This window comes from Pseudomonas sp. Pseusp16, assembly GCF_047324915.1.
Lineage (GTDB): Bacteria > Pseudomonadota > Gammaproteobacteria > Pseudomonadales > Pseudomonadaceae > Aquipseudomonas > Aquipseudomonas fluorescens_CD.
This window is the reverse complement of the sequence record NZ_CP168522.1, coordinates 6,228,976-6,251,226: the sequence shown is the minus strand read 5'-3', so window position 1 is coordinate 6,251,226 and position 22,251 is coordinate 6,228,976. Positions and strand designations below refer to the sequence as shown.

The window sequence follows — 22,251 nt, the reverse complement described above, 5'->3', positions numbered from 1 at the left end:
TCAGCCCCCGGTCACGGTCGGAAAGAACGCCACTTCATCGCCATCGCTCACCGGCTCGTCTAGCTGGCAGAGGTCTTCGTTGCGGGCGCACATCAGGTTTTGCTCGCTCAATACCTCGGCACCGTCACGCTGGGCCAGCAGTGCGCGGACGTCGTCGACGGTGGCGAAATCGCCTTGGACCTTCACCGAGTCCAGCCCCAGCGCTTCACGATAACGGGCGAAAAACTTCACGGTCACGTTCATGGCTGCTCCGCCTGGAAATGTCCGCTCTTGCCGCCGACCTTCTCCAGCAGACGCACGCTTTCGATGGTCATGCCGCGATCCACGGCCTTACACATGTCGTAGATGGTCAGCGCGGCAACGCTGGCAGCGGTCAGGGCTTCCATTTCGACGCCGGTCTGCCCGGACAGCTTGCAGCGCGCCACGATACGCACCGAGTCATCGCCTTCGGCACTGAGCTCGACTTTGACGCCGGTCAGCATCAGCGGATGGCACAGGGGAATCAGATCGCTGGTTTTCTTCGCCGCCTGGATGCCGGCAATGCGCGCCACGGCAAACACATCACCCTTGGGGTGACCGCCGCTGACGATCATCTGCAGGGTCTCGGGCAGCATGCGTACCAGCGCTTGGGCCGTCGCCTCACGGAACGTCACGGCTTTTTCAGTGACGTCGACCATATTGGCGCGACCTTGGGAATCGAGATGAGTCAGCACGGGATTACTCCTGATCAGGAGCATCGATTGTAAACCTGCGGGTCAATTTTCCGCACGCCTGATTATCAGGTCACCACCATCCCCTAAATGTAGGAGCGAGCTTGCTCGCGATGGAGTGTCATTCACCGCTGTGTCGACTGACACACCATCGCGAGCAGGCTCGCTCCTACAAGGGAGATTGTGTCGGGCACAAAAAAACCGGGCGGCTGTGAAGCCGCCCGGTTCCGGTGGAAAGTTACAGATGCGATTCGGCGTATTCGGCCAGGATCGAGCGCGGCACCCCTTGCAGGGTGATGTGCACCCCGTTCGGGAAGTCTTTGAAGCGTTCAGTGAGGTAGGTCAGCCCGGAGCTGGTCGCGGACAGGTAAGGGGTATCGATCTGCGCCAGGTTGCCCAGGCACACCACTTTGGAACCGGCGCCGGCACGGGTGATGATGGTTTTCATCTGGTGCGGCGTAAGGTTCTGGCATTCGTCGATCAAAATCAGGCTCTGCTGGAAGCTGCGACCCCGGATGTAGTTGAGGGATTTGAACTGCAACGGCACTTTGCTGAGGATGTAGTCGACGCTGCCATGGGTGCTTTCGTCATCCATGTGCAAGGCTTCGAGGTTGTCGGTGATGGCGCCCAGCCAAGGCTCCATTTTTTCTGCTTCGGTGCCGGGCAGAAAGCCGATTTCCTGGTCCAGGCCCTGCACGCTACGGGTGGCAATGATGCGGCGATAGCGTTTGCTGACCATGGTCTGCTCAATCGCAGCGGCCAGCGCCAGGATGGTTTTACCCGAGCCTGCGGCACCCGAGAGGTTGACCAGGTGGATGTCCGGATCGAGCAAGGCGTACAACGCCAGGCTCTGATAGATATCACGCGGCTTCAGGCCCCAGGCCTCCTGGTGCAGCAGCGGTTCCTGGTGCAAGTCGAGAATCAGCAAACGGTCTTCTTCAATCTCCTTGATCCAGCCGACAAAGCCCTGCTCATCAATGATGAATTCGTTGATGTGCACCGCCGGCAGGTTGTCGATCAACTGCACTTGATGCCAGGTGCGGCCGTGGTCCTGACGGGTTTCGACCTTGCTTACGCGGTCCCAGAATGAGCCGGTCATGTTGTGGTAGCCATTGGGCAGCAAGGACACGTCGTCGACCAGTTGGTCGGTGCTGTAGTCCTCGGCCTCGATCCCGCAGGCGCGCGCCTTGAGGCGCATGTTGATGTCTTTGGTGACCAGCACCACGGGCTTCTTCGGGTCGCGCGCGTGCAGGTCGATCAGTTGGTTGATGATTTTGTTGTCATTGAGGTGCTCGGGCAGAATCAGGTTCGGCTCGGCATTCCTGATCATCAGAATTGACAGCAAACCCTTGGGTCCGCTTTTGCCACGCTGGATCGGAACACCCTGCTCGACATCCTCGGGTGAGGCATCGCCCAGTGTCTTGTCGATCAGCCGGATGGCTTGGCGGCATTCTGCGGCAACGCTGTGAGGCCCGCTCTTGAGCTTGTCGAGCTCTTCAAGCACGGTCATCGGGATCGCGACGTGGTGTTCTTCGAAGTTGAGCAGCGCGTTTGGATCGTGAATCAATACGTTGGTATCGAGTACATAAAGGATTGGCTGGTTGGAAGAAGAGCTACGTCCGTGATCATCCATACTCGGTCACCTTTGTGGGAGCCAGTCGACGCAATACCTTGACGGTGCTGCGCCTCGAAGGGCCGCCGAACTTCACCTGCGGGGACTCAAGTGAACTGCATACAAAGCTGGGTCTTGGGAGACGCCACCTGTGTTGCAGGTTTCGGCGGTCTGTCTTCGTAATACTCCAAAACGTGTGACAGAAAAAAGTACTTTGACGCTTTTTTGAAGTTTATTTTTCAGAGTGACCAATAACACTTGGCGGACTGCCATCACCCGTTTAAAGTCGGAAGTCCACCTGCAACGAATCCCCTTCCAAAATCGCCATAAACCCAATGTTTACTGGCTTTCGCCGCTTTCAGCGAAATGCATCCTGGCAATCTTCCCAGCCGATCCCGACAGGCGCCGTTTGCGTGACCAGCCACGGCAAAGCCGTTTTCACGCCATCCTGCTTCGCATTGAAATTGATCACCCCATGCCGCCACAGCAGCATCAAGGTCAGCACCCGTTGCGCGCTCTGGTTGCCCTTGAGTTTGCCGGCGCCGTCCTGGGCGTCGATGTCCCATAGCGCTACCTGCAAACCCTGAGCCTTGAAGAAGCCTTCGGCATCGGAACGGCGCTGACCATCGGGCGGACGGAACAGTGGCACGTAGTTCTCCGGCAGTTTGCTCTTGACCAGTTCGGCGCTGCGGCGCACCGAGTCCTGCCAGTCCTGCCAGTGGCTGTGGGAACGGAACTCCCAGCCTTGCACGCCGATGCACTGGGTCGAGTAGGTCGACTGCAGGTTACTCACCGAATGCTCTGCCAAACGGGCCTGGATGTCCTTGCCGAGAACGAAGAACGTGCCGTTCATGTTCGACTTGCGCAGGTACTCGGTGACCCAGGCCGTATTGTCCGGCGCGGCGTTGGCGGCGCTGTCGAAGGTCAGCAGAAACAGCCGGTCATGCATCTCGTCGCCGGTGCGCTCATAGTCGCCAAAACGATCGACTTCGCTGCTGGTTTGCGGGAACAGCGCAGCCTTGCGCAACTGTTCGTCCAGGTACTGGGTGTGGAACGCACGGCTCGGCTCGGCCCACTTGATGTAATAGCTGTCTGCACTGACCTGGAACTTGCTGGCCTGTTCGCGCAGGGTAGGCATGTCCTCGACCAGAAAACAGAAAGAGGCATCCTGGTCGCAACTCTGTTGGGCGTAGTTGTAGTTGTCCAGCAGCCGTTGCCACATGCGCTGGCGAACCCGGTTGACCGACTCCAGATTGATCGTGCGCAGCCCCAGGTGCTGTGCCAGGGCGGGCTCATCCAGCGACTCGCTGGCCAGCAATACGCTGGAAAACATGAGGATCTCGGCCCTCGACGCCACATCGAACAGTGTCGGGTTGCCAAGCTTTTCCGGCCAGGTGCTGCGATCGAGCGTCGCCACATCGCCCGGTGCCGCGATGGCGCCGAAGCTCAGTAGCCAGATCGAGATGAGAAAAGCGATACGCAATGGGATGTCTCCATAACAAAACCCGCGCGGCACTATAGCTGATCCACTCCCAATTCCCGCAGCAACACAGAACCACTGTGGGAGCGGGCTTGCTCGCGAATGCGGTGGATCAGTCGATATATGTGGTGACTGAAATACCGCTTTCGCGAGCAAGCCCGCTCCCACAAGGTTTGTGGTGAACCATTGATCACCTATGACCCCGATAGCTGGAGTCAGAGAGGACAACCCCCTAGAATCGCCGCCACGATTAAAGGAGACGACTTCATGCTGATGGTGATTTCACCCGCCAAGACCCTCGACTATGAAACACCGCCGGCGACCCAGCGCTTCACCCAGCCGCAGTACCTCGACCATTCCCAGGAGCTGATCCTGCAATTGCGCGAGTTGTCCCCGGCGCAGATCAGCGAATTGATGCACGTTTCCGACAAGATCGGCGGGCTCAACGCCGCGCGCTTCGGCAGCTGGACGCCCGCGTTCACCCCGGAAAACGCCAAGCAGGCGCTGCTGGCCTTCAAGGGCGACGTGTACACCGGCCTGGATGCGCAAACCTTCAGCGAAGCCGATTTCGACTATGCCCAGCGGCATTTGCGCATGTTGTCCGGACTGTACGGACTACTGCGCCCGCTGGACCTGATGCAACCCTATCGCCTGGAAATGGGTACCAAACTGGCCAACGCCCGGGGCAAGGACTTGTATGCTTTCTGGGGCACACGCATCAGCGAATGGCTGAACGAAGCCCTGGTTGATCAAGGCGATGACGTACTGCTCAACCTGGCGTCCAACGAGTACTTCTCGGCGGTCAAACGCAACGCCTTGAACGCACGAATCATCAATACCGAATTCAAGGACCTGAAGAACGGCCAGTACAAGATCATCAGCTTCTACGCGAAAAAGGCCCGCGGCATGATGAGCCGCTTCGTCATCGAAGAACGCATCAACGATCCGGCGACCCTCAAGCAATTCGACGTTCAAGGCTATCGCTACAGCGCCGAACAATCCAAACCGGACAATCTGGTGTTCCTGCGCGATCACGCACCAGAGTGATGCATCCAGTCGGCGCACGACCTCCACAACTTTCGTGCGCCGACCCTTGATTAACTTCAGCCTTCCCCCGCCATTTCGCCATTTTTATGGCGCCAAAAATTCACCACTCAGTTTCCTAACTTTAGTTTCACTCGACTTCAATGATTTTTTTGCGTAGTGGCACTGACTTTTTTTAACAGTAGTGGCAAATAACTATCCACCCCAATTATCCGCCTATATATAAAGGGCGAAACGGCAAGTGCTATCAATTTGAGAGCAGTGCCATCTTTCTCAATATTTCAAAAAATTTCAGATTTCATGATGAGTGGACTGGAACTATGTCCAAACGCGCCGCTCATACCACCGGTAACGATTCTCGCCGAGCGTGTACGAGATAACTTACGCAGATAAGCGATTCGTGTAGCGAAGTTGTAATAATAACTTGTGCCGACTAATCACTGATTTGGACAACAGCGAGCGGACAGGAGATAACGCGATATGACTATCCCCTACAAGGCCAAGGCAGCGCCCCTACAAACGTGCTCACCCGAGCACCAGACCGCTTGATCCACGGGCTTTCGGCCTGAGATCAGGCGTGCAAGACCTTTGCACCTGGATCTTTTGAAAAGAGGATCGGCTGCATAACAGGGCAATTCATAACAACAAGGCCTAGTTGCGCACACCTTGAGTGCATTTATTTAGACACTCGTAACTTATATGCCAGCACACGGCATCGTTGCGCCTGCACGGCGTACTTGCGAGTGCACTATCACCGCTGAACACCATTAACTCCGGCCATCTAATGGCTTGATCAATACAGAGGTAATTGCGATGCGCATCAGCATTTTCGGTTTGGGTTACGTCGGCGCAGTATGTGCCGGTTGCCTGTCTGCACGGGGTCATGACGTCGTTGGCGTCGATGTGGCCAAAGACAAGATCGACATGATCAATGCCGGCAAATCGCCGATTGTTGAACCTGGCCTGGGCGAACTTCTGGCCCAGGGTATCCAGACCGGTCGCCTGCGTGGCACCACCAACTTCGCCGAGGCGATTCGCGACACCGACCTGTCGATGATCTGCGTGGGCACGCCGAGCAAAAAGAACGGCGACCTGGAGCTGAACTACATCGAGGCAGTGTGCCGCGAAATCGGTTTCGTCCTGCGTGACAAGACCACCCGCCACACCATCGTGGTGCGCAGCACCGTGCTGCCGGGTACCGTGGCCAACGTGGTCATCCCGATTCTCGAAGACTGCTCCGGCAAGAAAGCCGGCGTTGATTTCGGCGTGGCCGTGAACCCTGAGTTCCTGCGTGAAAGCACCGCCATCGCCGACTACGACCAGCCGCCAATGACCGTCATCGGCGAATTCGACAAAGCGTCCGGCGACGTTCTGCAATCGCTGTACGAAGAGCTCGACGCACCGATCATCCGCAAGGACATCGCGGTCGCCGAGATGATCAAGTACACCTGCAACGTGTGGCACGCCACCAAGGTCACCTTCGCCAACGAAATCGGCAACATCGCCAAGGCAGTCGGCGTCGACGGTCGCGAAGTGATGGACGTGGTCTGCCAGGACAAGACCCTCAACCTGTCCCAGTACTACATGCGCCCGGGCTTCGCCTTCGGCGGTTCGTGCCTGCCCAAAGACGTGCGTGCCCTGACCTACCGCGCCGGTTCCCTGGACGTGGAAGCCCCGTTGCTCAACTCGCTGATGCGCAGCAACGAATCCCAGGTGCAGAACGCTTTCGACATCGTTTCCAGCCATGACAAACGCAAAGTCGCCCTGCTGGGTCTGAGCTTCAAAGCCGGCACCGACGACCTGCGCGAAAGCCCGCTGGTTGACCTGGCGGAAATGCTGATCGGCAAGGGTTATGACCTGAGCATCTACGACAGCAACGTCGAGTACGCCCGCGTTCACGGCGCCAACAAGGACTACATCGAGTCGAAGATCCCTCACGTCTCATCCTTGCTCAACTCCGACTTCGACGCGGTGATCAACAACTCCGACGTGATCATCCTCGGCAACCGCGACGAGAAATTCCGCGCGCTGGTGCAGGAAGTTCCACAGGGCAAGCAAGTGATCGACCTGGTCGGCTTCATGTCCAAGGCCACCAGCACCACTGGCCGCGCCGAAGGTATCTGCTGGTAAAGCAGCCGCAAGCTTCAAGCTCCAAGCCGCAAGTTCAAAGCTCCTCGCTTGGGGCTTGAAGCTTGGGGCTTGCAACTGACTTTAGGATTCCGATTATGCACAGGCTAAAACACGGCCTACTCCAGGCCGCCGGTTGGCTGTTCTACCTGAGTTTACTGATGGGCCTCGCCATGGCGTTGCCCGTGTCCACGTTCGACTCCGAGTCGAAGGACTTCATTTTCCTGATTGGCGCCGTGGGCATCTGGCGCTACTCGATGGGTGCCACCCACTTTGTGCGCGGCATGATTTTTCTATACATCGTCTACCCGTACCTGCGGCGCAAAGTGCGCAAGCTGGGCAAAGCGGCTGACCCGTCCCACGTGTTTCTGATGGTCACCAGTTTCCGCATCGACGCCCTGACCACTGCGCAGGTCTACAGCTCGGTGATCCGCGAAGCCATCGACTGCGGCCTGCCGACCACCGTGGTCTGTTCCATCGTGGAAATGTCCGATGAACTGCTGGTGAAAAGCCTGTGGAACCGGATGAACCCGCCGTCCCGGGTCAAGCTCGACTTCGTGCGCATTCCCGGCACCGGCAAACGCGATGGCCTGGCCTACGGCTTCCGCGCCATCTCCCGGCACCTGCCGGATGATCGCGCCGTGGTCGCGGTGATCGATGGCGACACCGTGCTGGCCGAGGGCGTGGTGCTCAAGACTGTGCCGTGGTTCCAGCTGTTCGGCAATGTCGGCGGCCTGACCACCAACGAGTTCTGCGAAGTGCGCGGCGGCTACATCATGAGCGAATGGCACAAGCTGCGTTTCGCCCAGCGCCACATCAACATGTGCTCGATGGCCCTGTCCAAGCGCGTGCTGACCATGACTGGCCGCATGTCGGTGTTCCGCGCCACCGTGGTCACCAACCCGGACTTCATCGCCGATGTGGAAAGCGACTCGCTGCAACATTGGCGCCTGGGTCGCTTCAAGTTCCTTACCGGCGATGACAAGTCGAGCTGGTTCAGCCTGATGCGCCTGGGCTACGACACGTTCTACGTGCCCGACGCGGCGATCAACACCGTTGAACACCCGCCGGAAAAGAGCTTCATCAAGGCCAGCCGCAAACTGATGTTCCGCTGGTACGGCAACAATCTGCGGCAGAACTCCCGTGCCCTGGGCCTGGGGATCAAACGCCTCGGCGTGTTCACTTCGGTGGTGCTGTTCGACCAGCGCGTGTCGATGTGGACCTCGCTGCTGGGCCTGACTGTGGCACTGATCGCCAGCTTCAAGTACGGCACCGCGTTCATCCTGGTGTACCTGCTGTGGATCGGCATCACCCGCCTGATCCTGACCGTGCTGCTGTCGTGCTCCGGCCACCGGATCGGCCCGGCCTACCCGGCGATTCTCTATTACAACCAGATCGTCGGTGCACTGGTGAAGATCTACGTGTTCTTCCGCCTCGACAAACAGTCCTGGACTCGCCAGCCCACTTCTCTGACCCGTGATCTCGCCAGCTTTCAACGTTGGTTCAACACCTGGTCGTCTCGGACCATGACCTTCTCTGCCGGCAGCATCTTTGTCGCCGTGCTGCTGTTGATGGTCTGACCGCCCCCTTATTGAATTAACCAGGAAATCGCCTTTATGAATACCGCCGTCAACGCCAACGTAGTGCACGAATCCGAAGCCCAGCGCCAACACGCCCGAGTGAAAATCCCGGCCAAGTTGCGTTTCTTCGGCCCTGACCGGACACCGGTCGAAGCCCGGGTGATCGACCTGTCCGCCGGTGGCCTGGCGTTCAACGCCGGTCAATTGCCGCTGAAAATGGGTGACGTGTACAAGGCCCGCCTGCAATTCGTCATCGACAACCTCGGCCTGGCCATGGACGTCGAGTTGCAGGTCCGCTCCTTCGATCGCGAGACCGGACGCGCCGGCTGCCAGTTCCAGAACCTGGAACCACGGGACATCTCGACCCTGCGCCACCTGATCACTTCGCACCTGGCCGGCGACATCGTCAGCGTGGGTGAAATGCTCGCGACCCTGCAGCGCGACAACTTCACCAAGGCGCGCAAGGTCAAGGACGGCGGCCATGGCATGACTGCGTTCGGACGCATGAAAGCCGTGACCTTCAGCCTCGGGGTCTTCGTGGTTGGCCTGGCCGCGTTCGGTTTTGTTTTCAAATCGGTGTACGGCATGTACTTCGTCAGCCACGCCCAGGCCGGCCTGGTCAGCGTGCCTGGCGTGAACATCACCATGCCTCGCGACGGTACCGTGCAGAGCCTGGTGAAGCCCGACGGCGTAGCCGCCAAAGGTGCACCGCTGGCGACCTTCAGCACCAGCATGCTCGACGTGCTCAAGGGCCATCTGGACGAAGACCAACTGCAACCGGCCAAGGTTGAAGAACTGTTCGGCAAACAAATGACCGGCACGCTGACCTCGCCTTGCGACTGCACCGTGGCCCAGCAAATGGTCGCCAACGGTCAGTACGCCAGCAAGGGTGACGTGATCTTCCAGCTGGTCCCGCGGGGCGGCGAAGCCAACGTAGAAGCGCGCTTCTCCTATCGCCAGTTCAGCGACGTGCGCCCGGGTACTTCGGTGCGCTTCCAGATCGCCGGCGAAGACCACACCCGCACCGGCAAGATCGTCAGCAGCACCAGCCTGAAAAGTGCCGACCTGTCCTCCGACATCCGCGTGCTGATCCAGCCGGACGAAACCCTGGACAGCTCCCTCGCCGGTCGTCCGGTGGAAGTGAACAGCGACCGTGGCCCGAACCTGAACTGGCTGATCGACAAAGCCATGGCTGTTGGTCTGTAACCGGAGGACATGCCTGTGACGACTCCACCTATCCTGAATACACCGCAGCCCCTGTGGGAGCGGGCTTGCTCGCGAATGCGTTCTGACATTCAACATCAGTGCCGACTGACGCACCGCTTTCGCGAGCAAGCCCGCTCCCACATGGGGTCTCTGTGTGCCGTTGCATTGGCGGTGAGCCTTGCCGGTTGCGCCGGCCTGCCCGACCAGCGCCTGGCCAACGAAGCGCTCAAGCGCGGTGACACCGTCACCGCGGCGCAGAATTACCGGCAACTGGCAGACCTGGGCTACAGCGAAGCCCAGGTCGGTCTGGCCGACATTCAGGTCGACAGCCGTGACCCGGCGCAGATGAAACAGGCCGAGGCGACTTACCGCGCCGCGGCCAGCGTTTCGCCGCGCGCCCAGGCACGCCTCGGTCGTCTGCTGGTGGCCAAGCCCGGCTCCACCGAAGCCGAGCAGCACGAAGCCGAAACCCTGTTGAAAAAAGCCGCCGCCGCGGGCGAAGGCAACACGCTGATCCCGCTCGCAATGCTGTACCTGCAATACCCGCACAGCTTTCCCAACGTGAATGCGCAGCAGCAAATCAGCCAATGGCGTGCCGAGAACAAACCGGAAGCCGGTCTGGCGCAAGTGCTGCTCTATCGCACCCAGGGCACCTATGACCAGCATCTGAATGATGTGGAAAAAATCTGCAAGGCCGCGCTCAACACCAACGACATCTGCTACGTCGAGCTGGCCACGGTCTATCAGAAACAGGCCAGGCCAGAGCAACAGGCCGAGCTGATCAAACAGCTGCAAGCGGCTCACGCTCGCGGCACCGTTTCGGCGCAGCGCGTCGACAGCGTCGCCCGCGTGCTCGCCGATTCGTCCCTGGGCAAGACCGACGAGAAAACCGCACAGTCGCTGCTCGAACCGATCGCACCGGGCTACCCGGCCTCGTGGGTCTCCCTTGCGCAACTGCTCTACGACTTCCCCGAACTGGGCGACGTCGACCAGATGATGAAGTACCTGGACAACGGTCGCGCCGCCGACCAGCCCCGCGCCGAACTGTTGCTGGGCAAGCTCTACTACGAAGGCAAACTGGTGCCGGCCGACGCCAAGGTCGCCGAAGCGCACTTCCAGAAAGCCGTCGGCCGCGAAGTCGCCGCCGATTACTACCTGGGGCAGATCTATCGCCGTGGCTACCTGGGCAAGGTCTATCCGCAGAAAGCGCTCGACCATCTGTTGACCGCTGCGCGCAACGGCCAGAACAGCGCCGACTTCGCCATCGCCCAACTGTTTTCCCAAGGCAAGGGCACCAAGCCTGATCCGCTCAATGCCTATGTCTTCAGCCAACTGGCCCTGACCCAGAACACTCCGCAAGCCACCGAGCTTGCGCAAACAATCCAAACGCAACTGCCACCCGACCGGCTGGCCGAAGCCCAACGCCTGTTGAAACAAGAACAGGCCGTGCGCGGTGCCCTGAGCCCGAACACGCCGGAGCTGAACGCCCTGCAAGAAGAAGCCAGCGAGGAATCCAAATGAAATTGAATCCATTCATGAAGGCCGGCATCGGCCTGACATTCGCGCTGATCTGGTCCTGCCCGACGCTTGCTGCGATCACTGAAACCAAGAACTTTGGCCTCGAAGTGAAAATCACCGGTCAGTCCGAAGACGACCGCGATCTCGGCACCGCCCCGGGTGGCGACGTCAATGGCGTCGGTCTCGACCTGCGCCCTTGGGTCTACGGCGAAAGCGGCGCGTGGAGTGCCTACGCCATGGGTCAGGCGGTGACGTCCACCGACATCATCGAGACCGACACCCTGCAACAGTCCGATGGTGCCCAGACCACCGACAACGGTGATCGCGAGACCAAGAAAAACTACCTGGCCATGCGCGAGTTCTGGGTCGGCTACAGCGGCTTCACGCCCTACCCCGGCGAGATCCTCAAGCTCGGTCGCCAACGCCTGCGCAATGACGACGGCCAATGGCGCGACACCAACATCGAAGCCCTGAACTGGACTTTCGATACCACCCTGCTGCGCGCCAACGTCGGTATCGCCGAACGCTTCAGCGAGTACCGCACCGACCTCAAGGAACTGGCACCGAAAGACAAGGATCGCCTGCACGCCTACGCCGATGCCGCGTATCAGTGGACGCCCGGCAACTGGGTCGGCATTCGCGGTCATCACACCCATGACAACGGCAAGCTCGACTTCCCGGAGCCAGGTGTGCCGGCCGATTCGCTGGACAAGAAACAGAACGGCGACATCAGCTGGATCGGCCTGACCGCCGACAGTGATGCCTACAACTGGCGCAACACCAACACGGTCAACTACTGGGGCAGCATCACCGGCATGCGCGGTGATACCGACACGGTCAACCCGCTGAATGCCGATGGCACACGCCCGACCGAAGCCAAGCACGGTGATGACCTTAACGGTTGGGCCACCGATGTCGGCGTGCGTTTGCGCCTGGACCCGCAATGGCAAGTCGGTGCCGCCTATGCCCGCGCCAGCGCCGAGTACCAACAGAACGGCCTGGAAAGCAATCGCTCGAACTACACCGGCACCCGCTCGCGGGTACACCGTTTCGGCGAAGCCTTCCGTGGCGAAATGAACAACATGCAGACCGCCACCCTGTTCGGCTCGTGGATGCTCAACGATGAATACGACGCCAGCCTGATCTACCACAAGTTCTGGCGCGTCGACGGCAACAAGCCGGTCGGCAGCAATGGCATCAACGCCGTCGAGAACAACACCGACGACGTAACTGGCGCAATCCTCTCCAGCACTTCGCTGCCGCTGAACGATGGCGAGAAAGACCTCGGTCAGGAGATGGACCTGGTGGTCACCAAGTACTTCAAGCAAGGCCTGTTGCCAGCGGCGTTGAGCCAGTCCATCGATGAGCCTTCGGCCCTGGTGCGCTTCCGTGGCGGTGTGTTCAAGCCGGGCGATGCCTACGGCAAGGAAGTCGATTCGTATATGCACCGCGCGTTCATCGACGTGATCTGGCGCTTCTGATGCAAGCCGCGAAGGGAGTGCCCGACATGAACAATTCGAAGCGAGGTTCGCTCACCTTGTTGGCCGGCGCGATGCTGCTGGCAAGCTCGGCCGGCTTCGCCAATGTAGAGCCGGCCAATGTAGAGCCGGCCAAACCGGCACACGCGGCCACCATCGCCAAGGAACTGCAACAGGCCAAGACCTATACCGTCAGCAGCGCACCGACCGCGCCGCTGGAACTGGCCACGCCGAAACTGCCGGATGTCTCGGGCTACACCGCCGAAGCCATCGCCGCGAAAATCGTACGCAGCAAGGCCGGTAAAATCAGCGTGCGCCGGATGATGCAGGAAGACGCCCTGAAGGACTTCATCGGCGGCGACAACAAGATGGCCGAGTGGGTGGTGCGTCAGCACGGCATCCCTCAGGCGATCTTCGTCGACGACGGCTACATGAACCTCAAGGACCTGGCGAAGAAGCAACCCAAGTACGTCATCGAAACCGCGCCAGGGGTTTACCTGGCGAAGTTGCCGATCGTGGTCGGTCGCCACGGCATTCTGGAAATCGACAAGCAGACCCGGGAACTGCGCCTGTCCCAGGAGGCCGGTTCGTTCCTGGTCAACGACGGCCAACTGTTCGTGCGCGACACCAAAATCACCGGCTGGCGCGAGAAGGACAACGGCCCGGCGACGTTCAACTCTCCGAAGGAGTTCCGTCCGTTCCTGCTCGCCTGGGGCGGCACCGAGACTTACATCGCCAACAGCAAGATCGCCAGTTTCGGCTACGCCAACAGTAAGTCCTATGGCGTGAGTATTTCCCAGTACACGCCGAACATGGCCAAGGTGCTCAAGCGTCCTGAACCGACCGGCTGGATCGTCGGCTCCGAATTCTCGGACATGTGGTACGGCTTCTACTGCTATGAAACCCGCGACTTCGTGGTCAAGGGCAACACCTACAAAGACAACATCGTCTACGGCATCGACCCGCACGACCGTTCCCATGGTCTGATCATCGCCGACAACACGGTGTACGGGACCAAGAAGAAGCACGGGATCATTATTTCCCGTGAGGTCAACGACAGCTTCATCTTCAACAACCGCAGCTACGACAACCACCTCTCGGGGCTGGTGATCGACCGTAACAGCGTGAACAACCTGATCGCCCACAACGAGATCTACCAGAACCACACCGACGGCATCACCCTCTACGAGAGTGCCGACAACCTGTTGTGGGGCAACCGTGTGCTGAGCAACAAGCGCCACGGCATCCGTATTCGTAACAGCGTGAACATTCGCCTCTACGAAAACGTCGCCATGGCCAACGGCCTGACCGGCGTCTACGGGCACATCAAGGACCTGAGCAACACCGACCGTGACATCAAGCTCGACCCGTTCGACGCCCAGGTGTCGCTGATCGTGGTCGGTGGTGAGCTGGCGGCCAACGGCAGCGGGCCGCTGTCCATCGACTCGCCGCTGAGTGTCGAGCTGTATCGCGTGTCGATGCTCGCACCGACCAAATCCAGCGGCATCAGCTTCACCGGCATCCTTGGCGATCGTCAGGATGAAATTCTCGACCTGCTGGTGCGCCAGCAGAAAGCCGTGCTGATCGACCCTGTCGAACGCCAGACCGAAATGCGGGACTGAGGACAATCTTATGCACCCACACTTGATCAAATTACTCAGCCTGTCGGCCCTGACCGCCGGCATTCTCGCGGCCAGCGGCGGTGCGCGTGCCGATGAAGTCCAGGCACCGAAGTTCAGTGCCGAACCGTGCTGCAGCCTGTGCCCGGCCGCCCACGATGCAAAAAACTACACCACCCGTTACCAGCAGAACTTCACCACGCTGGTACAGGCCCAGGGCGACTGGTTGTTCCGCACCCAGGAAGACCTGCGCACCGAATTCGACACCACGCCCGCCGGCTACAAACGCATGAAACAACTGCACGATGCGTTCAAGAGCAAAGGCGTGGAACTGGTCATCGTGTACCAGCCGACCCGTGGCCTGGTGAACCGCAACAAGCTCAACCCGGCGGAGAAAGCCAGCTTCGACTACGACAAGGCGCTGCAGAACTACAAGACCATGCTCGGTCGTTTCGCGCAGATGGGTTATGTGGTCCCGGACCTTTCGCCGCTGACCAACGAATCGTTGCCCGACACCCTGCCCGCCCACGATTTCTACTTCCGTGGCGACCAGCACTGGACGCCATACGGTGCCCAGCGCACGGCGAAAATCGTCGCCGAGAAGGTCAAGCAGTTGCCTGAATTCGCCGACATTCCCAAGCGCGAATTCGAGACCAAAAAGTCGGGTCGCATGGGCAAGACCGGAACCCTGCACAACATGGCCGGTCAACTCTGTGGCACCAGCTACGCGATCCAGTACATGGATCAGTTCACCACCGAGCCGAAGGGCGAAGCGGGCGATGGCGATCTGTTCGGCGATTCCGGCAATCCGCAAATCACCCTCGTGGGTACCTCCCACAGCGGCAAGAACTACAACTTCGCCGGGTTCCTCGAAGAGGCCATCGGTGCCGACATCCTCAACGTGGCATTCCCCGGCGGCGGCCTGGAAGGTTCGATGCTGCAGTACCTGGGCAGCGACGAGTTTCAGAAGAACCCGCCGAAGATTCTCATCTGGGAATTCTCGCCGCTGTACCGCCTCGACCAGGAAACCATCTACCGCCAGATGATGGCGTTGCTGGACAACGGTTGCGAAGGCAAGGATGCGCAGATGTCCGGCAGCGCCACGCTCAAGCCGGGCAAAAACGAGTTGATGGTCAACAGCAAGAACATGGACCTGCGCAACAGCAGCCACCAGGTCGACATCCGCTTCGCCGACACCTCGGTGAAAACCCTGCAAGCCACCCTCTGGTACATGAACGGTCGCCACGAGGACATCAAGATCGACAAACCGGAAACATCCGAGACTGACGGGCGTTTCGCTTTCGAGTTGCGCACGGATGAAGACTGGGCCTCGCAGAACCTGCTGGCCGTTGAAGTCCAGGGCCCCGAAGCCGGTGCCGCACCACAGAAAGTCGAAGCGAAAATCTGCAAACGCAACGTATTCCCGGGCGCCGAGCAGCGTACTGCTTCGGTCGGGCAATGAGGTCTGCTATGCGCTATCCGAACTTTTCAACTCTGTTGGCACCGACGCTCCTGAGCCTGGCGATGTTCGCCGGGGCCACGCAAGCGGCTGCGCCACTGCGTCCACCCCAGGGCTATTTTGCGCCTGTGGATAAATTCAAGACGGGCGACAAAAGCGAAGGCTGCGATGCGATGCCGACGCCATACACCGGCTCGTTGCAATTTCGCAGCAAGTACGAAGGCTCGGACAAAGCCCGCGCGACCCTGAACGTGCAGTCGGAAAAAGCCTTCCGCGAGAGCACCGCCGACATCACCAAGATCGAGCGCGGCACCAGCAAGCGCGTGATGCAGTTCATGCGTGACGGTCGCCCGGAACAGCTGGAATGCACGCTCGACTGGTTGACCGCCTGGGCCCAGGCCGACGCGCTGATGTCCAAGGACTTCAACCACACCGGCAAGTCGATGCGCAAATGGGCGCTGGGCAGCATGGCTTCGGCGTATATCCGCTTGAAGTTTTCCGACTCCCACCCGCTGGCCACCCATCAACAGCAAGCGCAGTTGATCGAAGCCTGGTTCAGCAAGATGGCCGACCAGGTGGTCAGCGACTGGGACAACCTGCCGCTCGACCAGACCAACAACCACTCGTACTGGGCCGCCTGGTCGGTGATGGCCACCTCCATCGCCACCAACCGTCGCGACCTGTTCGACTGGGCGGTGAAGGAATACAAGGTCGGCGCCAACCAGGTCGACGCCGACGGCTACCTGCCCAATGAACTCAAGCGTCAGCAACGGGCCCTGGCTTACCACAACTACGCCCTGCCACCGCTGGCGATGATCGCCAGTTTCGCCCAGGTCAACGGTGTGGATCTGCGCCAGGAAAACAATGGCGCGCTCAAACGCCTGGGTGACCGGGTGCTGTCCGGGGTGAAAGACCCGGATGAGTTCGAGGAAAAGAACGGCAAGGAACAGGACATGACCGACCTGAAAGAGGACATGAAATTCGCCTGGCTCGAACCGTTCTGCTCGCTCTACACCTGCTCGCCCGAGGTGCTGGCGAAGAAACACAAGATGCAACCGTTCAAGACCTTCCGCCTCGGCGGCGACCTGACCAAGGTCTACGACCCAGCCAATGAAAAAGGCAAAGGCTCTTAGGCCAAGTGCTGTCCCTTGTGGGAGCGGGCTTGCTCGCGAAAGCGGTCTGACATTCACCATTGATGTCGACTGACACACCGCTTTCGCGAGCAAGCCCGCTCCCACAGTGAAGATGTGTCGCCCTCCAGATTTTCCTGGGGGGTTTGGGGGGGCCGTTGGCCCTTGACTGTTGATTCAAACAAGGAGAGATCGGGATGGTTTTTTCGTCCAACGTGTTCCTGTTTTTGTTCCTGCCGATCTTTCTCGGCTTGTACTACCTGAGCGGGCAACGCTATCGCAATTTGCTGTTGCTGATTGCCAGCTACGTGTTCTACGCCTGGTGGCGTGTGGACTTCCTCGCGCTGTTCGCCGGCGTCACGCTGTGGAACTACTGGATCGGCCTGAAAGTCGGTGCCGCCGGGGTCAGGACCAAACCGGCGCAGCGCTGGCTGCTGCTCGGTGTGGCCGTCGACCTGTGCATCCTCGGCTACTTCAAGTACGCCAACTTCGGCGTCGACAGCATCAACGCGATGATGACATCGGTGGGCCTGGAACCTTTCATCCTGACCCACGTGCTGCTGCCGATCGGGATCTCGTTCTACGTCTTCGAGTCCATCAGCTACATCATCGACGTTTACCGTGGCGACACCCCGGCGACCCGCAACCTGATCGACTTCGCGGCATTCGTGGCGATCTTCCCGCACTTGATCGCCGGCCCCGTGTTGCGTTTTCGCGACCTGGCCGACCAGTTCAACAACCGCACCCACACCCTCGACAAATTCTCCGAGGGCTGCACGCGGTTCATGCAGGGTTTCATCAAGAAAGTCTTCATCGCCGACACCCTGGCGGTGGTGGCCGACCACTGCTTCGCCCTGCAAAACCCGACCACGGGCGATGCCTGGCTCGGCGCGCTGGCGTACACCGCGCAGTTGTATTTCGACTTCTCCGGTTACAGCGACATGGCCATCGGCCTTGGCCTGATGATGGGTTTCCGCTTCATGGAAAACTTCAAGCAGCCGTATGTCAGCCAGTCGATCACCGAGTTCTGGCGGCGCTGGCACATCAGCCTGTCGACCTGGCTGCGTGACTACCTGTACATCACCCTCGGCGGTAACCGCAAAGGCACGCTGATGACCTATCGCAACCTGTTCCTGACCATGCTGCTCGGTGGTCTGTGGCACGGTGCGAACATCACCTACATCGTCTGGGGCGCCTGGCACGGCACCTGGCTGGCGATTGAAAAAGCCATCGGTCTGAACACCTCGCCACGCAGCTTCAACCCGATTCGCTGGGCACTGACCTTCCTGCTGGTGGTGATGGGCTGGGTGATCTTCCGCGCGGAAAACCTGCACGTTGCGGGGCGCATGTATGGCGCGATGTTCAGCTTCGGCGACTGGTCGCTGTCGGAACTCAACCAGGCCAGCCTCACCGGCCTGCAAGTGGCAACGCTGATCGTGGCCTACGTGACGTTGGCGTTCTTCGGCCTGCGCGACTTCTACAGCAATCAGCCACCGGTCAAGACCAAGCCTGCCGAGAACGTCGACGCCGACGGCCCGGCCGCCGCTACAGCCGGAACGATCAAGGCCGTGCCAGGGGATAACCCGGCAAGCATCCATCAGCCTGGCTACACCGTCGGCGTCGAAGCCCAGGTGCAACCGGCCTACTGGAGCGCTGACTGGTCGCGCTACGTGATGCGTGCGCTGGTGCTGCTGCTGTTCATCGCCTCGATTCTCAAACTCTCGGCGCAAAGCTTCTCGCCGTTCCTTTACTTCCAGTTCTGAGGGATCTGACCATGACCCGCTCATTACGTATCTTCTACATCGCGCTGTTCCTGGTGACCCTGCTGGTGCTCGGTCTGTGGTCGGTGCGCAGCTTCTTCGGCTTCAGCACCAACGCCGATGCGACGGTGCTCAACGGTCGCTGGACCAAAGCCGTGGAAACGCACTACGACGACGAGTTCCCGATCAAGCGCCTGGGCACCAATCTTTGGGCCGCGCTGGATTTCAAACTGTTCAATGAAGGTCGTCCGGGCGTGGTGCTCGGTCGCGATCAGTGGTTGTACAGCGATGAAGAATTCCACCCGGTAGTCAACGAAGAACTGAACCTGCAAGGCAACTACGCGCTGGTCGAAGGCGTGCGCCAGACCTTGAAGGAAAAAGGCGTGCAACTGGTTATGGCAGTGGTGCCAGCCAAGGTGCGCCTGTACCCGGAACACCTCGGTGAAGTGAAACCGGCGAGCATCCACGCCAACCTCTACAAGGACTTCCACCAGCGCCTGGCCGCCGACCGGATTCCGGCCCCTGACCTGCTCGGCCCGCTGCAACAGGCCAAACAGAATGGCCAGCAAGTGTTCCTGCGCACCGACACCCACTGGACCCCGGAAGGCGCCGAGATCGCCGCCAACCGCCTGGCCCAAACCATCGCCGACAAGTACCCGCTGAGCGGCGAGCCACAGCGTTTCGTCACCGAGCCTGCGGAGAAAATCACCCACAAGGGCGACCTGCGTCTGTTCCTGCCGCTGGACCCACTGTTCGAAAACCTGATGCCGGCGCAAGAGTCGCTGCAAAAGCGCAACACCGTGGCAGCGGATGACCAACCGGCCGGTGACGATGCCCTGTTCGCCAACACCGAAGTGCCGGTGGCCCTGATCGGCACCAGCTACAGCGCCAACCCCAACTGGAACTTCGTCGGTGCGCTCAAGCAAGCCCTGCACAGTGACGTGGTCAATTACGCCGAAGACGGCCACGGCCCGATTCTGCCGATGCTCAGCTACCTGAAAAGCGATGCCTTCAAGAACAGCCCGCCACAGGTGCTGATCTGGGAGTTTCCTGAACGATATCTGCCCGTGAACAACGAAATCGGCGACGCCGACCCGCAGTGGGTCGCAGAGCTTAAACAAGCCGGCGCGCGCCAACAAAACGTAGCCATCAACAACAAATCCGAGACGCCCGACCGGGCGCAAAACTGAAAGAGAGGTACACCATGACTTTCACTACAACTCCGCGTCGTCTCGCTAAAAGCTTTGCTCTGGTTGCCGGCCTCAGCGTGCTGTCGATACAGGCCTTCGCTGGTGGCGACGCAGCACTCTACGGCCCGACCGCACCGAAAGGCTCGACCTTCGTGCGCATCTACAACGCCAGCAACGCCGAAGTCAGCGCCACCGTCGGCAGCACCAACCTGAGTGACGTCGCGCCACTGTCCAGCAGTGACTTCAGCTTCATGCCGGGCGGTGACTACAGCGCCAAGGTCGGTAGCCAGACCCTGCCGGTGAAACTGGCCGGCGATCACTATTACACCCTGGTCAACAACGCCAGCGGCGCACCGCAACTGATCGAGGAGCCGCCGTTCAAGAACAAGCAGAAGTCCCTGGTACGCGTACAGAACCTCAGCGACAAGACGCTGACCCTGAAAACCGCCGACGGCAAGACCGACGTGGTCCCGAACGTAGCCGCCAAGGGCCGTGGCGAACGTGAAATCAACCCGGTGAAAGTCAGCCTGGCGCTCTATGACGGCGCAACCAAAGTCGGCGACGTGAAACCGGTCGCCCTGGAACGCGGTGAAGCCGCGGTGCTGTACGTCACCGGCAACGGCAGCAGCCTGTCGCCGGTCTGGGTGAAACGCCCGGTGTCGACGCGCTAATCAATTTTCCGGGTTGACGCATCCCTCTGTGGGAGCGGGCTTGCTCGCGAATACGGTCTGACATTCACCAACGATGTCGACTGACACACCGCTTTCGCGAGCAAGCCCGCTCCCACATTGATCCGGGGCGTCAATCCGGACACGGAACAAAAACAAGAGTGAAACGACACAAACGCGGTAGCTCTAACCAATCGATATTCAAGGAGTAACAACATGATTCCGGTGATCTTGTCAGGTGGTAGTGGCTCACGTCTTTGGCCGCTTTCCCGTAAGCAGTTCCCTAAACAGTTCCTGGCCCTGACCGGCGAGCACACCCTCTTCCAGCAAACCCTGGAACGCCTGGTGTTCGAAGGTATGGACACGCCTATCGTGGTCTGCAACAAGGACCACCGTTTCATCGTCAACGAGCAGTTGGCCGCGCGCAAACTGGAAACCCAGCGCATCCTGATGGAGCCGTTCGGTCGCAACACTGCGCCGGCCGTGGCCCTGACCGCGATGATGCTGGTCAACGAAGGTCGCGACGAGCTGATGCTGGTGCTGCCGGCCGACCACGTGCTGGAAGACCAGAAAGCCCTGCAGCGCGCCCTGGCCCTGGCCACCGTCGCTGCCGAGAACGGCGAAATGGTGCTGTTCGGCGTGCCGGCCACCAAGCCGGAAACCGGTTATGGCTACATCAAGTCGACCAACGACTCGCTGCTGCCTGAAGGCGTCAGCCGCGTCTCGCACTTCGTCGAAAAACCCGACGTGAAGCGCGCCACCGAGTTCGTCCAGTCCGGTGGTTACTTCTGGAACAGCGGCATGTTCCTGTTCCGCGCCAGCCGCTTCCTGGAAGAGCTGAAAAAGCACGATCCGGACATCTACGACACCTGCGTGCTGACCCTGGAACGCAGCAAGCAGGATGCCGACACCATCACCCTCGACGAAGCCACCTTCGCCTGCTGCCCGGACAATTCCATCGACTACTCGGTAATGGAAAAAACCCGACGCGCCTGCGTCGTGCCGCTGACCGCCGGCTGGAGCGATGTCGGCTGCTGGTCGTCGCTGTGGGAAGTCAATGAAAAAGACGCCAACGGCAACGTCAGCAAAGGCGACGTGGTGATCCAGGACAGCCGCAACTGCATGATCCACGGCAACGGCAAACTGGTGTCGGTGATCGGCCTGGAAAACATCGTCGTGGTCGAAACCAAGGACGCCATGATGATCGCCCACAAGGACAAGGTCCAAGGCGTGAAACAGATGGTCAACACCCTCAACGAACAGGGCCGCAGCGAAACCCAGAACCACTGCGAGGTCTACCGTCCGTGGGGCTCCTACGACTCGGTGGACATGGGCGGCCGCTTCCAGGTCAAGCACATCTCGGTCAAACCGGGCGCGTGCCTGTCGCTGCAAATGCACCACCACCGCGCCGAACACTGGATCGTGGTCAGCGGCACCGCCGAGGTGACCTGCGACGAGAACGTGTTCCTGCTGACCGAGAACCAGTCGACCTATATTCCGATCGCTTCGGTTCACCGCTTGCGTAACCCAGGGAAGATTCCACTCGAGATCATCGAAGTGCAATCGGGAAGTTATCTGGGTGAGGACGATATCGAGCGGTTCGAGGATATCTACGGGCGGTCTACGCCGGTTGAGCGTGGGGTTTCGGTGAAGACTATCGCGCAGTAATT

Annotated in this window: 17 protein-coding genes; 13 read left to right on the top strand and 4 right to left on the bottom strand. The window is 60.0% G+C overall.

Annotated elements, in window-relative coordinates; genetic code table 11:
• From moaD to ACEN8Q_RS28410, 4 genes are all read right to left on the bottom strand, one after another.
• Complete coding sequence (gene moaD / locus ACEN8Q_RS28425) at positions 1 to 243, bottom strand: molybdopterin converting factor subunit 1 (protein ID WP_008018597.1); 243 nt, start codon at positions 241 to 243, stop codon at positions 1 to 3.
• Positions 240 to 713 (bottom strand): cyclic pyranopterin monophosphate synthase MoaC, encoded by a 474-nt coding sequence (gene moaC / locus ACEN8Q_RS28420; RefSeq protein WP_007972660.1) that lies wholly within the window; start codon positions 711 to 713, stop codon positions 240 to 242. Before moaC ends, moaD begins: the two co-directional genes overlap by 4 nt.
• Before the next feature lie 235 nt (positions 714 to 948).
• Positions 949 to 2,343, bottom strand: a complete 1,395-nt coding sequence (locus tag ACEN8Q_RS28415) for a PhoH family protein (protein WP_322614769.1) — start codon at positions 2,341 to 2,343, stop codon at positions 949 to 951.
• A 337-nt stretch (positions 2,344 to 2,680) separates the two neighbouring features.
• Complete coding sequence (locus ACEN8Q_RS28410) at positions 2,681 to 3,805, bottom strand: polysaccharide deacetylase family protein (RefSeq protein WP_413425823.1); 1,125 nt, start codon at positions 3,803 to 3,805, stop codon at positions 2,681 to 2,683.
• A 264-nt stretch (positions 3,806 to 4,069) separates the two neighbouring features.
• Between ACEN8Q_RS28410 and yaaA the strand changes: the two genes are divergently transcribed.
• From yaaA to ACEN8Q_RS28345, 13 genes are all read left to right on the top strand, one after another.
• The gene (yaaA, locus tag ACEN8Q_RS28405) at positions 4,070 to 4,849 is read left to right on the top strand and encodes a peroxide stress protein YaaA (protein ID WP_413704045.1); all 780 of its coding nucleotides are present in this window, start codon (positions 4,070 to 4,072) and stop codon (positions 4,847 to 4,849) included.
• An 810-nt stretch (positions 4,850 to 5,659) separates the two neighbouring features.
• Positions 5,660 to 6,976 (top strand): nucleotide sugar dehydrogenase, encoded by a 1,317-nt coding sequence (locus ACEN8Q_RS28400; protein ID WP_057395846.1) that lies wholly within the window; start codon positions 5,660 to 5,662, stop codon positions 6,974 to 6,976.
• A 95-nt stretch (positions 6,977 to 7,071) separates the two neighbouring features.
• Positions 7,072 to 8,553 (top strand): mannuronan synthase, encoded by a 1,482-nt coding sequence (alg8, locus tag ACEN8Q_RS28395; RefSeq protein WP_413425827.1) that lies wholly within the window; start codon positions 7,072 to 7,074, stop codon positions 8,551 to 8,553.
• A gap of 36 nt (positions 8,554 to 8,589) precedes the next feature.
• Positions 8,590 to 9,759, top strand: a complete 1,170-nt coding sequence (locus tag ACEN8Q_RS28390) for a PilZ domain-containing protein (RefSeq protein WP_413425829.1) — start codon at positions 8,590 to 8,592, stop codon at positions 9,757 to 9,759.
• A gap of 9 nt (positions 9,760 to 9,768) precedes the next feature.
• Positions 9,769 to 11,280, top strand: coding sequence for an alginate biosynthesis TPR repeat lipoprotein AlgK (gene algK / locus ACEN8Q_RS28385; protein WP_413704044.1), 1,512 nt, complete (start codon positions 9,769 to 9,771; stop codon positions 11,278 to 11,280).
• Entirely contained in the window at positions 11,277 to 12,758 is a 1,482-nt protein-coding gene (locus tag ACEN8Q_RS28380; protein ID WP_413704043.1) for an alginate export family protein, read from the top strand. The genes algK and ACEN8Q_RS28380 overlap by 4 nt, the downstream gene beginning before the upstream one ends.
• A 26-nt stretch (positions 12,759 to 12,784) precedes the next feature.
• Complete coding sequence (algG, locus tag ACEN8Q_RS28375; RefSeq protein WP_413425835.1) at positions 12,785 to 14,377, top strand: mannuronan 5-epimerase AlgG; 1,593 nt, start codon at positions 12,785 to 12,787, stop codon at positions 14,375 to 14,377.
• 10 nt (positions 14,378 to 14,387) lie between these two features.
• The gene (locus ACEN8Q_RS28370) at positions 14,388 to 15,836 is read left to right on the top strand and encodes an alginate O-acetyltransferase (RefSeq protein WP_413425837.1); all 1,449 of its coding nucleotides are present in this window, start codon (positions 14,388 to 14,390) and stop codon (positions 15,834 to 15,836) included.
• An 8-nt stretch (positions 15,837 to 15,844) separates the two neighbouring features.
• Complete coding sequence (locus ACEN8Q_RS28365) at positions 15,845 to 16,966, top strand: mannuronate-specific alginate lyase (protein ID WP_413425839.1); 1,122 nt, start codon at positions 15,845 to 15,847, stop codon at positions 16,964 to 16,966.
• 194 nt (positions 16,967 to 17,160) lie between these two features.
• Positions 17,161 to 18,726: an MBOAT family O-acyltransferase gene (locus ACEN8Q_RS28360; RefSeq protein ID WP_413425841.1), complete on the top strand. Its 1,566-nt coding sequence runs from the start codon at positions 17,161 to 17,163 to the stop codon at positions 18,724 to 18,726.
• A gap of 11 nt (positions 18,727 to 18,737) precedes the next feature.
• Positions 18,738 to 19,913, top strand: coding sequence for an alginate O-acetyltransferase (locus ACEN8Q_RS28355; protein ID WP_413425843.1), 1,176 nt, complete (start codon positions 18,738 to 18,740; stop codon positions 19,911 to 19,913).
• A 14-nt stretch (positions 19,914 to 19,927) separates the two neighbouring features.
• Entirely contained in the window at positions 19,928 to 20,584 is a 657-nt protein-coding gene (locus ACEN8Q_RS28350; protein ID WP_008018613.1) for an alginate O-acetyltransferase AlgF, read from the top strand.
• Between the two features lie 213 nt (positions 20,585 to 20,797).
• Positions 20,798 to 22,249, top strand: coding sequence for a mannose-1-phosphate guanylyltransferase/mannose-6-phosphate isomerase (locus ACEN8Q_RS28345; RefSeq protein ID WP_413704042.1), 1,452 nt, complete (start codon positions 20,798 to 20,800; stop codon positions 22,247 to 22,249).
• The last annotated feature ends 2 nt before the right edge of the window (positions 22,250 to 22,251 follow it).

Excerpts from the sequence above, each read along its gene's own strand:
- moaD (WP_008018597.1), bottom strand. The coding sequence starts at position 243 with ATGAACGTGACCGTGAAGTTTTTCGCCCGTTATCGTGAAGCGCTGGGG.
- ACEN8Q_RS28415 (WP_322614769.1), bottom strand. The coding sequence starts at position 2,343 with ATGGATGATCACGGACGTAGCTCTTCTTCCAACCAGCCAATCCTTTAT.
- yaaA (WP_413704045.1), top strand. The coding sequence starts at position 4,070 with ATGCTGATGGTGATTTCACCCGCCAAGACCCTCGACTATGAAACACCG.
- ACEN8Q_RS28400 (WP_057395846.1), top strand. The coding sequence starts at position 5,660 with ATGCGCATCAGCATTTTCGGTTTGGGTTACGTCGGCGCAGTATGTGCC.
- alg8 (WP_413425827.1), top strand. The coding sequence starts at position 7,072 with ATGCACAGGCTAAAACACGGCCTACTCCAGGCCGCCGGTTGGCTGTTC.
- ACEN8Q_RS28390 (WP_413425829.1), top strand. The coding sequence starts at position 8,590 with ATGAATACCGCCGTCAACGCCAACGTAGTGCACGAATCCGAAGCCCAG.
- algK (WP_413704044.1), top strand. The coding sequence starts at position 9,769 with ATGCCTGTGACGACTCCACCTATCCTGAATACACCGCAGCCCCTGTGG.
- ACEN8Q_RS28380 (WP_413704043.1), top strand. The coding sequence starts at position 11,277 with ATGAAATTGAATCCATTCATGAAGGCCGGCATCGGCCTGACATTCGCG.
- algG (WP_413425835.1), top strand. The coding sequence starts at position 12,785 with ATGAACAATTCGAAGCGAGGTTCGCTCACCTTGTTGGCCGGCGCGATG.
- ACEN8Q_RS28370 (WP_413425837.1), top strand. The coding sequence starts at position 14,388 with ATGCACCCACACTTGATCAAATTACTCAGCCTGTCGGCCCTGACCGCC.
- ACEN8Q_RS28365 (WP_413425839.1), top strand. The coding sequence starts at position 15,845 with ATGCGCTATCCGAACTTTTCAACTCTGTTGGCACCGACGCTCCTGAGC.
- ACEN8Q_RS28360 (WP_413425841.1), top strand. The coding sequence starts at position 17,161 with ATGGTTTTTTCGTCCAACGTGTTCCTGTTTTTGTTCCTGCCGATCTTT.
- ACEN8Q_RS28355 (WP_413425843.1), top strand. The coding sequence starts at position 18,738 with ATGACCCGCTCATTACGTATCTTCTACATCGCGCTGTTCCTGGTGACC.
- ACEN8Q_RS28350 (WP_008018613.1), top strand. The coding sequence starts at position 19,928 with ATGACTTTCACTACAACTCCGCGTCGTCTCGCTAAAAGCTTTGCTCTG.
- ACEN8Q_RS28345 (WP_413704042.1), top strand. The coding sequence starts at position 20,798 with ATGATTCCGGTGATCTTGTCAGGTGGTAGTGGCTCACGTCTTTGGCCG.